The organism is Flavonifractor sp. An10, from assembly GCF_002161215.1.
In the GTDB taxonomy this organism is placed as follows: Bacteria; Bacillota; Clostridia; order Oscillospirales; family Oscillospiraceae; genus Flavonifractor; species Flavonifractor avistercoris.
The window spans coordinates 86006-100080 of sequence record NZ_NFMB01000004.1; the positions used below are offsets into that span (position 1 = coordinate 86006).

15 protein-coding genes are annotated in these 14075 nt (G+C 66.7%); 12 read left to right on the forward strand and 3 right to left on the reverse strand.

Annotated elements, in window-relative coordinates; all coding sequences use genetic code 11:
* Positions 1-175 precede the first annotated feature (175 nt).
* The 9 genes from B5E42_RS19955 (at position 176) to B5E42_RS08010 (ending at position 9119) form a co-directional block, all read left to right on the forward strand.
* Entirely contained in the window at positions 176-502 is a 327-nt protein-coding gene (locus tag B5E42_RS19955) for a hypothetical protein (RefSeq protein WP_087238454.1), read from the forward strand.
* Positions 499-1554 (forward strand): V-type ATPase subunit, encoded by a 1056-nt coding sequence (locus tag B5E42_RS07975; protein WP_087238456.1) that lies wholly within the window; start codon positions 499-501, stop codon positions 1552-1554. The genes B5E42_RS19955 and B5E42_RS07975 overlap by 4 nt, the downstream gene beginning before the upstream one ends.
* 41 nt (positions 1555-1595) lie before the next feature.
* Positions 1596-3548, forward strand: a complete 1953-nt coding sequence (locus B5E42_RS07980) for a V-type ATPase 116kDa subunit family protein (protein ID WP_087238458.1) — start codon at positions 1596-1598, stop codon at positions 3546-3548.
* A gap of 18 nt (positions 3549-3566) precedes the next feature.
* The gene (locus B5E42_RS07985; RefSeq protein WP_087238460.1) at positions 3567-3992 is read left to right on the forward strand and encodes an ATP synthase subunit C; all 426 of its coding nucleotides are present in this window, start codon (positions 3567-3569) and stop codon (positions 3990-3992) included.
* A 323-nt stretch (positions 3993-4315) separates the two neighbouring features.
* Positions 4316-4624 (forward strand): V-type ATP synthase subunit F, encoded by a 309-nt coding sequence (locus tag B5E42_RS07990; RefSeq protein ID WP_087238461.1) that lies wholly within the window; start codon positions 4316-4318, stop codon positions 4622-4624.
* A 20-nt stretch (positions 4625-4644) separates the two neighbouring features.
* Entirely contained in the window at positions 4645-5274 is a 630-nt protein-coding gene (locus B5E42_RS07995) for a V-type ATP synthase subunit E family protein (protein WP_087238463.1), read from the forward strand.
* On the forward strand, positions 5271-7040 hold the full coding sequence (locus tag B5E42_RS08000; protein ID WP_087238465.1) for a V-type ATP synthase subunit A: 1770 nt from the start codon (positions 5271-5273) through the stop codon (positions 7038-7040). The genes B5E42_RS07995 and B5E42_RS08000 overlap by 4 nt, the downstream gene beginning before the upstream one ends.
* 29 nt (positions 7041-7069) lie before the next feature.
* Positions 7070-8473, forward strand: a complete 1404-nt coding sequence (locus tag B5E42_RS08005) for a V-type ATP synthase subunit B (RefSeq protein WP_087238466.1) — start codon at positions 7070-7072, stop codon at positions 8471-8473.
* A 28-nt stretch (positions 8474-8501) separates the two neighbouring features.
* Complete coding sequence (locus B5E42_RS08010) at positions 8502-9119, forward strand: V-type ATP synthase subunit D (protein ID WP_087238468.1); 618 nt, start codon at positions 8502-8504, stop codon at positions 9117-9119.
* Between the two features lie 12 nt (positions 9120-9131).
* Here B5E42_RS08010 and B5E42_RS08015 read toward each other — a convergent pair whose 3' ends face one another.
* Both B5E42_RS08015 and B5E42_RS08020 read right to left on the reverse strand, forming a co-directional pair.
* Positions 9132-9776: a hypothetical protein gene (locus tag B5E42_RS08015; RefSeq protein WP_141242491.1), complete on the reverse strand. Its 645-nt coding sequence runs from the start codon at positions 9774-9776 to the stop codon at positions 9132-9134.
* A complete protein-coding gene (locus B5E42_RS08020; RefSeq protein ID WP_087238472.1) occupies positions 9766-10332 on the reverse strand; it encodes a sigma-70 family RNA polymerase sigma factor in 567 nt (188 codons plus the stop codon). Before B5E42_RS08020 ends, B5E42_RS08015 begins: the two co-directional genes overlap by 11 nt.
* A gap of 144 nt (positions 10333-10476) precedes the next feature.
* On the opposite strand from B5E42_RS08020, the gene B5E42_RS08025 reads away from it, so the two are divergent.
* Positions 10477-11349 carry a copper amine oxidase N-terminal domain-containing protein gene (locus tag B5E42_RS08025; RefSeq protein ID WP_162613935.1) on the forward strand — a complete coding sequence of 291 codons (873 nt, stop codon included), beginning with the start codon at positions 10477-10479 and terminating at the stop codon, positions 11347-11349.
* Between the two features lie 36 nt (positions 11350-11385).
* On the opposite strand, the gene B5E42_RS08030 is transcribed toward B5E42_RS08025, so the two are convergent.
* On the reverse strand, positions 11386-11952 hold the full coding sequence (locus tag B5E42_RS08030; RefSeq protein ID WP_087238476.1) for a uracil-DNA glycosylase: 567 nt from the start codon (positions 11950-11952) through the stop codon (positions 11386-11388).
* Between the two features lie 405 nt (positions 11953-12357).
* Between B5E42_RS08030 and aspS the strand changes: the two genes are divergently transcribed.
* The gene (gene aspS / locus B5E42_RS08035; RefSeq protein ID WP_242967063.1) at positions 12358-13650 is read left to right on the forward strand and encodes an aspartate--tRNA(Asn) ligase; all 1293 of its coding nucleotides are present in this window, start codon (positions 12358-12360) and stop codon (positions 13648-13650) included.
* Positions 13651-13785: 135 nt separating this feature from the next.
* A complete protein-coding gene (gene gatC, locus B5E42_RS08040; protein WP_087238478.1) occupies positions 13786-14073 on the forward strand; it encodes an Asp-tRNA(Asn)/Glu-tRNA(Gln) amidotransferase subunit GatC in 288 nt (95 codons plus the stop codon).
* The last annotated feature ends 2 nt before the right edge of the window (positions 14074-14075 follow it).

Consider the following 14075-nt stretch of genomic DNA (forward strand, 5'->3'; position numbering starts at 1 on the left):
CCCCCGCGAGGGATTACAAGGCCCTGCGGACGCATCCGTACAGTTTTCCTTTCCGCCTGCGGAAAGGCATAAAATTTCTCTGGTTTGACCAAATTTCTGTGGCATTCTGCCGCCCGGCATGGTATGATAGATATGATATGCTGGCCCTGATTAGGGCCGAAGCGGAGGTGTTACCATGGACTATGCCGAGATGGTCAGCCAGATCATGGCCGCCGAGCAGGGGGCGAAGGCCCTGGCCGACGAGGCCAGGGAGAAGCGCCAGCAGATGCAGGCCGGCCTGGAGAAGGAGGTCTCCGCCCTGCGGGAGGACTATATGGATCGAGCCAGCCACCGGCTGGAGGAGGTTCGGCAGACTGAGGATGCCGCCGCCCAGGAGGCTCTCACGCGCCTGGACGAGCGCCTGGATCGCACCATGAAGGCGGTGGAGGCGTCCTATGAGAAGAACAAGGAGCGCTGGGTGGACGCCCTGTTCTCCATGATTGTGGGCGTGGAGCCGTCATGACCGCGGAGATGGCTTACGGCGCGCTGTCCGCCAAGGTGCGCGCCCTGTACGGAAAGCGGCTGCGCTCCGACGATTTCGCCCGGCTGGCCGCCCGGCGCAGCGAGGCGGAGATCCTGGACGAGCTGCGCCAGCACCCGGGCTGGAGCCGGGCCCTGGCCCTGGTGCCCCCGGGCGCCTGGGGATATGTGGGCCGGGTGGAGGTGGAGCGGGCCCTTCAGGAGGAGCTGCGGCTGGAGTATCAGAGTCTGGCCTACTACGTCCCCCGGGAGGACAAGCCCCTGATGCAGTTCCAGCTCCGGGCCGCCGAGCGGTCGGCCATTCTGTCCGCCCTGCGCCGGCTGAAGGCCGGCCTGTCCCCCCGGGAGGCCCCGCCGCCCCCCCGCATCGCCCTCCACAGCAGGCTGGACGAGGCGGCCGCGGCCGCCTGCACCACCTACGACCAGCTGACGGAGGCCGCCAGGGACACCATCTACTATTCCGCCCTGCGGCAGCTGCGGCCGCCCCGGACGGACGAGCTGCCCGACTTCACCCGGGCCGACGCGGTTCTGCGGACGGCCTACTACGCCCATCTGCTGCGCATCGTCCGCTCCCAGTACCAGGGCCGCACCCAGAAGGTGCTGCTGCGGGCCATCGGGGAGCAGATCGACCTGCTGAACATCCTGCACATCCTCCGCCTCAAGACCTACTTCCCACAGACCCCCCGGGAGGATTACGCCGGCGTGCTGTTCCCCTTCCAGTACCGGCTGACGATGGATTTCCTCCGCCGGCTGTGCGAGGCGCCGGGGGCGGAGGGCGCCTATGGGCTGCTGCGGGAGTCCCCCTACGGGGACTGCTTCGACGAGACGGCGGTGGACGCGGTGGAGGAGTACTACCAGCGGGCGGTCTTCCGCTTCAACAAGCGGCAGCTCTCCGCCGTGCCCCCCTCCATCTACACCGCCATCGCCTACCTGGAGCTCAAGGAGCTGGAGCTGGGGGTGCTGGTCAACGTGATCGAGTCGGTGAAGTACGGCGTGCCCTATCACGCGGAATTTGCCAATCTGGTGGGCGGTTAGCGCCTGTATTCCATAGAATCTGAAAGGAAGGAGATACCGCGATGTCCGTTGTCCCGATGAAGCTGCTCACCATTGCCGGGCCCCTGGATCGGTTTGACGATGTGGTGCGCACCTGCGTCATCGACCAGGAGTTCCATCCGGAGAATGCGCTCCAGCTCATGCGCGGGGTGGGCGGCCTGCGCCCGCTGGAGTTGGAGAACCCCTACGCCGCCCTGCTCCGCCGCTCCATAGAGGTGGCCGACGAGGCGGGGATTCCCCTGGACTACGCCCCCTTTGATCCCACGGCCTCTCTGGAGGAGATGGCCGGCTACTTTGACAGCCTGGCCGACCAGGCCTCCGCCCTCCACAGGAAGCAGGAGGAGCTGGAGCACCAGCTGGACGAGGCCCGCAGCATGGTGGATCAGCTGCAGAACCTGCGGGGCCTCGACGTGAAGCTGGACGAGCTGTGGGGCCTGGATCACGCCCGGTTCCGCTACGGCTATCTGCCCCGGGAGACCTATGACGGCTTCCGGGACGCCCTGGACGCGGAGGAGGATCTCTTCTTCGTGCCCACCACCGTGGGCCGCCGGCGGGTGTACGGGGTGTACTTCACCACCAAGGAGTCCCACCACAAGGTGGACTCCCTCATGAACTCCCTCCACTTCACCCGCATCCACCTGGAGGAGCCCCCCCACGGCACGGTGGACGCGGCCACGGCGGAACTCAACGCCAGAACCGCGGACATCCGGAAGGCGGTGGAGGCGGTGGGGACAGAGCTGCAGGAGCTGCGCGACCGGGAGAAGGAGCACATCCTGTCCAGCTATTCCTGCCTGCGCTACCACAGTGCCTGCTGTGAGCTGCGCCAGTACGCCTGCCGCAGCCGCAACACCTTCTACCTCACCGGCTGGGTGCCGGCGGCATCTGTGCGGGAGGTGGAGGGCAAGCTGGCCCAGTTCCCCGAACTGTCCTGCGTGGCCGACGCCGCCGACGACGTGGAGCACGCCAAGCCCCCCACCAAGCTGAAAAACTCCTTCCTGGGCCGGGTGTTCCAGCCCTTCCTGGAGATGTACGGCCTGCCCGCCTATAACGAGAAGGATCCCTCCCTGTTCATGGCGCTCACCTACTGCCTCTTCTTCGGCATCATGTTCGGCGATCTGGGGCAGGGCCTGTGCCTGGCCCTCATCGGCTTTGTGCTGGCCAAGTGGAAGCACATGTGGCTGGGCGGCATCATCACCTGCTGCGGCCTGTCCGGCGCCCTGTTCGGCTGCGTCTACGGCTCGGTGTTCGGCTTTGAGGAGCTCATCCCCGGCTTCAAGATCATGGAGGAGACCACCTTCGCCGGCATGGGCACCGTCAGCAACGTGCTGCTCCTGCTGGTCATGTCCATCTGCCTGGGCGTGTTCATGCTGCTGCTGGTGATGGTGGTCAACATCCTCAACGGCGTGCGCCAGCGGAATTTTGAGAAGATCCTCTTCGGCCCCAACGGCGCGGCGGGCATCCTCTTCTACGGCGGGCTGATCCTGGCCGCCGTGGCCACCGCGGCCTTCGGCGTCAACCTGTTTGTCCCGGCCTACGTGCTGCCGGTGCTGATCCTGCCGCTGGTGCTCATGCTCCTGCGGGAGCCCCTGTCCCACCTGCTCTCCGGCGATCCGGACTGGAAGAACTTCTCGGTGGGGGAGGTGCTGGGCACCGGGTTCTTCGAGCTGTTCGAGACCCTGCTGAGCTACCTGACCAACACCCTGTCCTTCATGCGCGTGGGCGCCTACGCCATCACCCACGTGGGCCTGATGCTGGTGGTTCACATGCTGGCCGACCTGGCCGGCGGCGTGGGGGGCCCGGTGGGCATCCTCATCCTGGTGCTGGGCAACATCTTCGTCATGGGCTTTGAGGGCCTGCTGGTGGGCATTCAGGTGCTCCGTCTGGAGTTCTACGAGCTCTTCGGCCGCTTCTATGACGACGGCGGCGTCCCCTTTGTCCCGAAAAAAATCGATTACGCCGCCCGCATCAACGGGTGAGCGGAGGAGGTAGTCATCATGCTGAAATTCATCGTCCTGTTCTTTGCCGCCTTTGCGGTGTTCTCCCCCCTGTTCCTCATCGGCATCCGCAAATACACCGGCCAGAAGGCCAGGCGGGCCCTGGGCGCCAACATCGCCTCCTTCTTCGCCTTCCTGGTGCTGGCCAGCGTGGTGGGCATCGGCGGCAGCGCCTCCGCCGCCGGCGCTGAGGCCGCCGCGGCCGCCGGAGGCATGGCCGAGGGCCTGAAGTACGTGGGCGCCGCCCTGGCCGTGGGCCTGTCCGGCATCGGCGGCGGCATCGCCGTGGCCTCCTCCGCCTCCGCCGCCCTGGGCGCCATCTCCGAGAACGACAAGGCCTTCGGCAAGGCCCTGATCTTCGTGGGCCTGGCCGAGGGCGTGGCCCTGTACGGCCTGATCGTGGCGCTGCTGCTCCTGTTTGTGTGAGCACTCTAGGGGGGACGCTGTCCCCCCTAGATACGCAAGCGGTTCCCAAGGAAACCGCTTGCGATACCCCCCTCACCCGCGCCCGCGCGGGTGGCCCTGGCCGCCGCGGCCAGGGGTATCGGTGTGCTGCGCAGGCGCATGTCCTGCTCCGCGCGGATTTCCATTTGCTTTCGCCCGCGGGGCGGGCGAAACTCTGCGAGGCCGGGCGATTGGAAATCGCCCCTACATGGGAGCAGCCGGTTGTGGACTGTGTGTAGGGGCGGCTATCAGCCGCCCGTCGGCGGGTGGCCTGCGCGGCCCCTACGAACACGAGGAATCATGTTATGAAATACTTTGTCATCACCGACAGCACGGATACCCAGGTGGGTCTGCGCCTGGCGGGCATCGAGGGCGTGGTGGTGCGGGAGGAGGCCCTGGCACGGGCCGCCATCCAGACCGCCGCCGCCGACCCGGACATCGCCGTGCTGCTCATTACCGAACATCTGGCCGACCAGTGCCGGGATGTGATCGCCCCGCTCAAGCTCACCGCCCAGCGGCCCCTGGTGGTGGAGATCCCAGACCGGCACAGCACGGGCCGCGCCCCCGACTCCATCACCCGGTACATCCGGGAGGCCATCGGGGTCAAGCTCTGATCCCGCGAGGAGGAACAAGTATGCCTGATATCAACCAGAAGCTGGATCGCTTCACCGCCAAAATCCTGGCCGAGGCCGCCGCAGAGAGCCGGCGGGCCATGGAGGAGGTGCAGCGCCGCCGGGAGCAGCGCATCCAGGAGGCGGAGGACGAGGTGCTCAAGGAGGCCTATGACTACATCCACACCGAGGTCTCCCGCATCCAGGCCGAGGCGGGCCGGGGCGTGTCCCGGCACATGCTGGACAACAAGCGCACCCTGTCCCTGCGCCGCAAGGAGATGGCCCAGGAGGTTTTTGCCCTGGTGCGGGCCAAAATCGCCGCCTTCACCCGCACCGACGCCTACACCCGGCGGATGGCCGCGCTGATGACGGAGGCGGCGGGGTACCTCGCCGGCGCCAAGGAGGTGCTGGTCACCCTGCGGGAGGAGGACATGGGCCTGCGCCAGATCCTGACCGACGCGGTTCCGCTGATGCACCTGACCTTCCAGCCCGGCGACTTCCGCATGGGCGGGCTGGTGGCCGAGTCCCCGGATCTGGGCCTGCGGGTGGACGCCTCCTTTGACAGCGCCGCCGAGGAGCTGTCCGGCCACTTTGCCGAGCTCTTCGGCCTGTCTCTCTCTGATGAATCCGAAAGGACGGTACTTCCAGAATGAAGCAAGCGCAGTACACGATCCACGGCATCAACGGCCCCGTGGTCAAGGTGGTTGGCGGCAAGGGCCTGGCCATGATGGACATGGTCAGCGTGGGCGACGAGGGCCTCATCGGCGAGGTGGTGGGCGTGGATCTGGACGCCGCCACCGTTCAGGTCTACGAGGACACCGCCGGACTCAAGCCCGGCCAGCCCGCGGTGGGGCAGGGGGCCCCAATGGCCATCACCCTGGGGCCCGGCATGCTCACCAACATCTTCGACGGCATCGCCCGCCCCCTCAAGGTCATTGAGGAGAAGAGCGGGCCCTTCATCGCCCGGGGACTCAACCTGCCCTCCCTGGATCAGGAGAAGAAATGGGACACCACCCTCCACGTGAAGGTGGGGGATACCCTTGCGCCGGGGCAGATGTACGCCTCCTGCCCGGAGACGCCGCTGATCCTCCACCGCTGCCTGGTGCCCGCCGGCCTGTCCGGCAAGGTCACCCGGGTGGTTCCCGACGGGGCCTACAACGTGACTGAGACCCTGGTGGAGCTCACCGACGACCACGGCGGGGTGCACCCGCTGCGCCTGGCCCAGGAGTGGCCCATCCGCACCCCCCGGCCCATGGCCGACCGCCTGCCCATCGACCGGCCCCTGGTCACCGGCCAGCGGATCATCGACACCCTGTTCCCCATCGGCAAGGGGGGCGCCGCCGCCATCCCCGGCCCCTTCGGCGCCGGCAAGACCATGACCCAGCACCAGCTGGCCAAGTGGTCGGACGCGGACATCATCGTCTACCTGGGCTGCGGCGAGCGGGGCAACGAGATGACCCAGGCCCTGGAGGAGTTCTCCGAGCTGCTGGATCCCAAGAGCCAGCAGCCCCTGATGAACCGCACCATTTTGATCGCCAACACCTCCAACATGCCGGTGGCCGCCCGTGAGGCGTCGGTATACACCGGCATGACCATCGCCGAGTACTACCGGGACATGGGCTACCACGTGGCCCTCATGGCCGACTCCACCTCCCGCTGGGCGGAGGCCCTGCGGGAGATCTCCGGCCGCCTGGAGGAGATGCCCGCCGAGGAGGGCTTCCCCGCCTACCTGGCCTCCCGTCTGGCGGAGTTCTACGAGCGGGCGGGCTATGTGAAGACCCTGGAGGGGAAGGAGGGGAGCGTTACCGTCATCGGCGCTGTCTCCCCCCAGGGCGGCGACTTCTCCGAGCCCGTCACCCAGAACACCAAGCGCTATGTGCGCACGTTCTGGGGCCTGGATCGTGCCCTGGCCTATGCCCGCCACTTCCCCTCCATCAACTGGCTCACCTCCTACTCGGAGTATGCCGACGATCTCAAGCCCTGGTACGACGAGCACGTGGGGCCGGAGTTCGTTTCCAGCCGCCACCAGATCGCCCACCTGCTCCAGAAGGAGTCGGAGCTGATGGAGATCGTCAAGCTCATCGGCGCGGACATTCTGCCCGAGGATCAGAAGCTGGTGATGGAGACCGCCAGGCTCATCCGGGTAGGCTTCCTCCAGCAGAACGCCTATCACGCCATCGACACCTATGTGCCCCTGGACAAGCAGCTGCGCATGATGGAGCTGATTCTCAAGCTCTACCACGGGGCCAGGGACATCGTCTCCCGGGCCATCCCCCTGTCCCAGCTGAAAGCCACGGGGATCTTCGAGTCCTTGGCCAAAATGAAGTACGAGGTGCCCAACGACCACCAGGAGAAGTTTGACGAATACGACAAGGCCATTGACGAGGCCCTCCGCCAGGTCAACGAGGCCAACCGGTAGCGCGGCACAGATTGAGGTGAATCACTGACATGAGACTGGAATACATCGGCCTGTCGGAGCTGTCCGGCTCCCTGATCGCCCTCCGGGGCGTCAAGGACGTGGCCTTTGACGAGATGGCGGAGATCACCCTGGAGAACGGGGAGCGCCGCTATGGGCGGGTGATCCTCATCGACGGAGACCGGGTGGTGCTCCAGGTGTTCGAGGGAACCCGGGGCATCTCCCTGGAGAACGCCTCCACCCACTTTGTGGGCAAGAGCATGGACATCGCCCTGTCCAGAGAGATGCTGGGCCGGGTGTTTGACGGGGCGGGCCGACCCATCGACGGCCTGGGGGAGATCTACCCCGAGGAGCGGCGGAACATCAACGGCTCCGCCATCAACCCCGTCTCCCGCAAGTACCCCCGCAGCTGCATCTACACCGGCATTTCCGCCATCGACGGCTGCGCCACCCTGATCCGGGGGCAGAAGCTGCCCATCTTCTCCGGCTCCGGCATGAAGCACAACGAGCTGGCCGCCCAAATCGTGCGGCAGGCCAGGGTGCCCAACCAGGACGGGGAGTTCGCCATCGTCTTCGCCGCCATGGGCGTGAAGAACGACACCGCCGAGTTCTTCCGCCGCTCCTTTGAGGAGGCCGGCGCCCTGAGCCGGGTGGTCATGTTCCTCAACCTGGCCTCCGACCCCATCATCGAGCGCATCCTCACCCCCCGCTGCGCCCTGACGGCGGCGGAGTTCCTGGCCTTCGAGCACGGCTACCACGTGCTGGTGGTGCTCACCGACATGACCTCCTACTGCGAGGCGCTGCGGGAGTTCTCCTCCTCCAAGGGGGAGATCCCCTCCCGGAAGGGCTTCCCCGCCTATCTGTACTCCGACCTGGCCTCCCTGTACGAGCGGGCGGGCATGATCCACGGCAAGCCCGGCTCGGTGACCCAGGTGCCGGTGCTCACCATGCCCAACGACGACATCACCCACCCCATCCCCGACCTGACCGGCTACATCACCGAGGGGCAGATCGTGCTCAACCGGGAGCTGGATCAGAAGGGCATCTATCCCCCCATCGCCATCCTCCCCTCCCTGTCCCGACTGATGAAGGACGGCGTGGGCAAGGGCTTCACCCGGGAGGATCACTACGACCTGTCCAACCAGCTGTTCGCCTCCTACTCCAAGGTGCAGGACGCCCGCAGCCTGGCCAGCGTCATCGGCGAGGACGAGCTCAGCGAGCTGGACAAGCAGTACCTGGCCTTTGGCAGCGCCTTTGAGGAGAAATATATTAACCAGAATCTGACGGACAACCGCAGCATCCAGGACACCCTGGAGCTGGGGTGGAAGCTGCTCTCCATGCTGCCCAAGAGCGAGCTGGACCGCATCGACTCCAAGACCATCGAGGCCCACTACCGGGAGGACGCGTGGAAGGAGCTCTTCGCCCGCAAGCAGTGAGAGGGCCGTGGAAAGGAGCTGAACCGCCGTGCCCAACAACCTTCTGCCCACCAAGGGCAACCTGATCGCCGCCAAGCACTCCCGCGGCCTGGCCCAGACCGGCTTTGAGCTGATGGATCGCAAGCGCAACATCCTCATCCGGGAGCTCATGGGCATGATGGACACCGCAAAGGAGCTCCAGGGGCAGATTGACACCGTCTTTACCGAAGCCTACGCCGCCCTCCAGGCGGCCAACATCCGCCTGGGCATCTGCGACCGCATCGCCGAGGCGGTGGAGGTGGACGACTCCCTGACCCTCCGGTACCGCTCGGTGATGGGGGTGGAGCTGCCCCGCATCCCCGGACAGTCCCCGCCCCCCCGGCCGGAGTACGGCCTGGGGGAGACCTGCTCGGAGCTGGACGAGTGCTATTTGAAGTTCCACAAGGTCAAGGAGCTCACCCGGCGGCTGGCGGAGGTGGAGACCTCCATCTACCGCCTGGCCGACGCCATCAAAAAGACCCAGAAGCGGGCCAATGCCCTGGAGAACATCGTCATACCCGGCCTGGACGAGACCATCCGCTTCATCACCGACGCCCTGGAGGAGAAGGAGCGGGAGGAGTTCGCCCGGCTGAAGGTCATCAAGCGGGTAACCACAAAAGGGAAGTGAGACGGATTCGTCTCACTTCCCTTTTCCTATGGGCCGGATGCTGGTCAGGATGGCCTCCAGCTCTGCGGGGGAGAGGCCGCCGCTGGCGGAGAGGGAGCAGCTGTACCCGTCCGCCGCCCACACGGCGGTGTAGATCATGCCGCCCTCCCCCCGGCACTGCACCGACCGGGTTCCCACGGCACGGGTGGATATCTCCCCGTACTGGGTGTAGTCCCCGCTGATGTCCTCCGAACCGGGGGCCATGCGGTAGCAGAGGGTGTCCGTCCCGTCCGACCAGCGCAGCTCCGCCAGCTCCCCCGGGAGGCTCTGAGCCAGCAGGAGGCTGTACCCCTCCGGCAGGGCCGTGGGGATTGCCAAGGGCCAGGACAGGGCCTCCGCCAGGGCCTGGGGGCTGTCGTATTCCACCGAGCCATAGCCGCCCTGCACCACCGCCGGGGGCGTGGCCGTGACCGCGGGCTCCCCGTAGAACGGCTGGGCCACAACCAGCACCACACAGCAGGCCACGGCGGCGCAGGCCGCCAGGATCCGCCGCCGCGCTGCCGGAATCACGGGCCTCCGTTCTGCCCGGCGGGCCACCGCCTCCAGCACCCGCTCCTCCAGCTCCGGCGTCACCACCACGGCGTCCATGAGACGCCGGTAGGCGCTTCTATTCCTCAAAGTCATACCCCTCCTTCAGCACGGCCCGCAGCTTTTCCCGGCCCCGGGCCAGCAGGGAGCGGACGGTGGACTCCCTCGCCCCCAGAATCCGGGCGATCTCCACGGTGGTGTAGCCCTCGTAATAGTACAGGTGGATCACGCCCCGGTAGCGGGCCGGCAGGGCCCCCACCGCGTCCCACACCGCCGACAGCTCCGGCTCCGGCGCCCGGCCGGGCAGCAGGTCGCTCAGCTCCTCCTGGGGGTGCCGCTTCCAGTAGCTCAGCCGGTTTTTGCACAGGTTGGCCGCCACCCGCAGCAGCCAGGCCCTCTCGTGCTCCTCGCCGGAAAAGGGCGGGGCCTTCTGGAGATACTGGAGCAGGGTGTCCTGAAGCACGTCCTCCGCCTCCGGGCGCTGGTGGAGGTAGGAGCAGGCCAGGCGGAGCACCGCGTCCCCGTGCCGCCGCAGGGCCCGGGCCGCATCGGGGATCAGAGGGGCCTCCCCCTCCTCCGGCCCGCCGGCCAGCAGCGCCCGCAGCCGGGCCAGCAGGCCGGGCCGGGGCCGCAGTATGCCTTCCATTCCCTCACTCCCTTCACCTGGAATACAAACGGCGGGCCTGATCCGCTGCAAAAATTTTTTTCTTTTTTTGCAGCGGATACCCCGTCCTGTTTGTGTATGGGGCAGAGCGGGCCGCGAGCCTGCCAAACGGAAAGGATGATTCTGATGAAGAAACTGCACAGCCGTGGGCTGGCCCTGCTCACCGCCGCCGCCCTGTCCCTGTCCGCCCTGGGCACCGCCGCCGGAGCCGCGGGGGAGGGAGCCCTGCCCCTCACCGTCAACGGCGCGGCGACCGGCATCACCGTCACGGAGGAGGACGGCGGCTATATCGTCCCCCTCCGGGCCCTGGCGGAGTATCTGAGCTATACCGTGGCATGGCACGGGGAGGACAGCACCGTCACCCTGAACAGCGGCTCCATGCACGCCACGGTGACCTTGGGGGTGAACCGCTACCAGGCCGTCACCAGCCTGGAGGGCATGGTGGGCATGACGGCCCCCTTCTCCCTGGCCGCCGCCCCCTACGCCGTGGACGGCACCACCTATGTGCCCCTGGAGCTCTTTGTGGTGCTCATGGGCAACCCGGCGGACGCGGTTACCGCCAATGACGGCACGGTGGAGCTGACGGCGGAGGCCGCGGGCAGCGGCGCCCAGCTCCCCAGCCCCTGGGAAGAGTACGGCTCCCTCTCCGGGCTGGAGCAGGCCGCCGGGTTCCCCGTGCCCCTGCCCGTCCTTCCGGAGGGTTATGAGGCCGTCCTGTATCAGGCCATCCCCGGCCAGCTGGCGGAGGTGCGCTTCTCCGGCGGCGGGGACACCCTGATCTACCGGGCGGGCCCCGGCATGGAGGATATGAGCGGGGATTACAACGTCTATCCCGCCGTACAGACGGTGGAGGAGGGCGGCGTATCCGTCACCTGTAAGGGGGACGGGGACACCGTGTCCCTGGCCCTGTGGAGCCGGGACGGATACAGCTTCTCCCTCGCCTCGGAGCGGGGGCTGGATATGGCCGCCGTGAGGGCCGCCGTCTCCGGCACGCTGTAAGGCAAGGGGCCCGGCGCTCTGCCGGGCCCCTCTGGGTCAATAGGTATGGGTGCAGGTCTCTTTGATCTTGGCCTGGAGGATCTTCAAATCCTCAAAGGTCTCCGGCCGCTTGCGGGGATCCCGCAGCAGGGCGGAGGGGTGGTACATGGCCATCATCCACACCCCGGCCTTCTCCAGCCACTGGCCGTGCTCCCGGGTGATCTTGAAGTCCTCCCGGATCAGCTTCATGGCGGCGATGCGCCCCAGGCATACGATGATCTTGGGCCTGAGCAGGGCCACCTGGTTGCGCAGGTAGCCGATGCAGGCGTCCTGCTCGATGTTCAGCGGATCCCGGTTCTGGGGCGGGCGGCACTTGACCATGTTGCCGATGAACACCTTCTCCCGCTTCAGGTCGATCATGGCCAGCATGTCGTCCAGAAACTGGCCCGCCCGGCCCACGAAGGGGCGGCCGGTGAGATCCTCCTGCTCCCCGGGGCCCTCCCCGATGAACATGACCTCCGCGTCCCGGGGCCCCTCCCCGAACACCACGTTGTGCCGCGTCTCCGCCAGGCCGCACTTCTGGCAGCTCATACACGCCTCATAGAGGGCGTCCCAATCCATCATATGGTTTCACCTCAGTTGATTTGCTCATTTCTGACATTGTACCACAGGATTGGCCGGGATACAACTTGTGAAAATTTGTGGTTGACATTTTTGCAGGAAGCGGTTATACTACATGCAACAAAAGCGATGAGAACGACCGCCGCCTGTGAGGGCCGCCAGAGAATCCGGGTCACCGACTGAGAGCCCGGTTCGGCAGGATGGGATGGCGCAACACGTTTGAGCCGGCGCTCTGAGCCCTGATGTCAGGGGGTAGGGGCGCACGTCCGCCCGCGTTAGGGGCTGTGAGCGGCCGCGCCAAGGAGGGCGCGGCAATCACCGGGTGGTACCGCGGAGTTTTTCCGTCCCGAAGCTGCATGCAGCTTCGGGGCTTTTTTTATTCTTTTTCATCGAAAGGTTGTGAACGGCATGGAATTTCTGACCAGTCAAACGCGCGCGATGGAGGGGGCCCGGAATAACCAGGCCGTCACCCTTCACGGGGCGGTTCACGCCCTGCGGGATCTGGGCGGGGTCACCTTCCTGACCCTGCGCACCCGGGAGCGGCTGCTCCAGTGTGTGTGCACCGGGCGGGAGGCCCTGGACGGGGCCACCGAGGAGTGCACCGTCACCGCCACCGGCGTGCTGCGGGCCGAGTCCCGGGCTCCCGGCGGGGTGGAGCTGTCCGAGGCGAAAATCACGGTGCTCACCCGGCCCGCCGCGCCCCCGCCGGTGCCGCTGGCCAAGAAGAAGCTGGAGCTGAACCTGGACACCGAGCTGTCCCTCCGGCCGGTGGTGCTCCGCTCTCCCAGGAGCGGGCGGTGTTCCGCATCCAGGCGGCTGTCTGCCGGGCCTTCCGGGAGTACCTGGACGGGGAGGGCTTCACCGAGATCCACCCCAAGCTTGTCCACGCCGGGGCGGAGGGGCGCAAACATCTTCCGGCTGGACTACTTCGGCAAAAAGGCCTTCCTGGCCCAGTCCCCCCAGTTCTACAAGCAGACCATGGTGGGGGTGTTCGAGCGGGTGTACGAGGTGGCCCCGGTGTTCCGGGCGGAGAAGCACGCCACCCAGCGGCATCTCAACGAGTACACCTCCCTGGATTTCGAGATGGGCTATATCGACTCCTTTGCCGACGTGATGGAGGTGGAGCAGGGCTTCCTCCGGCACCTGATGGAGCTGCTCCGCACCCGGTATTCCGCCGAGCTGACCCTGCTGGGGGTGGAACTGCCCGATGTGGCGCGTATTCCCGCCGTCCGCTTCGACGAGGTGAAGCGGCTGGCGGCGGAGAAGTACGGCTACGCCATCCGCGACCCCTACGATCTGGAGCCGGAGGAGGAGCACCACATCGGCCGGTACGCCAAGGAGGAGTGGGGCAGCGACTTCGTGTTCGTCACCCACTACCCCAGCAGGAAGCGGCCCTTCTACGCCATGGATGACCCGGCCGATCCCAGGTTCACCCTGTCCTTCGATTTGCTGTTCCGGGGACTGGAGGTCACCACCGGCGGCCAGCGCATCCACGACTACGCCCAGCAGGTGGCCAAGATGGAGGCCCGGGGCATGGATCCGGCGGAATTCGAGAGCTATCTCATGATCCACAAGCACGGCATGCCCCCCCACGGCGGCCTGGGCATCGGCCTGGAGCGGCTGACCATGCAGCTGTGCGGCCTGGACAACGTGCGCAAGGCGTGTTTGTTCCCGAGAGACCGCACCAGACTGGAGCCGTGAGAGCGCGGGCGAACACAGTTCGCCCCTATGCCAACCGCCGGTGAGACCCGGCAGTAGGGGCGGATAGTATCCGCCCGCAACGAGACCAGATTGCGTGGGGCCGGCGCCTATACCGGCCCGTGGAGGAATGACAAGATGAAAATTACCGAAGAACTGGTGGACTATGTGTCCGAGCTGTCCCGGCTGAAGCTGCCGGAGGGGGAGAAGGCCGCCATGGCGGCGGAGCTGGAGAAGATCGTGGACTATATGGACGTGCTCAGCGGGCTGGACACCGCGGACGTGGAGCCGCTGAGCCACGTGTTCCCCGTGAAGAACGTGCTGCGGGCCGACGAGGTGCAGCCCTCCTGTGACCGGGAGGCCCTGCTCTCCGGGGCCCCGGCCTCCGACGGGGAGGCATTCTTGGTGCCCAGGGCTGTGGAGTGAGG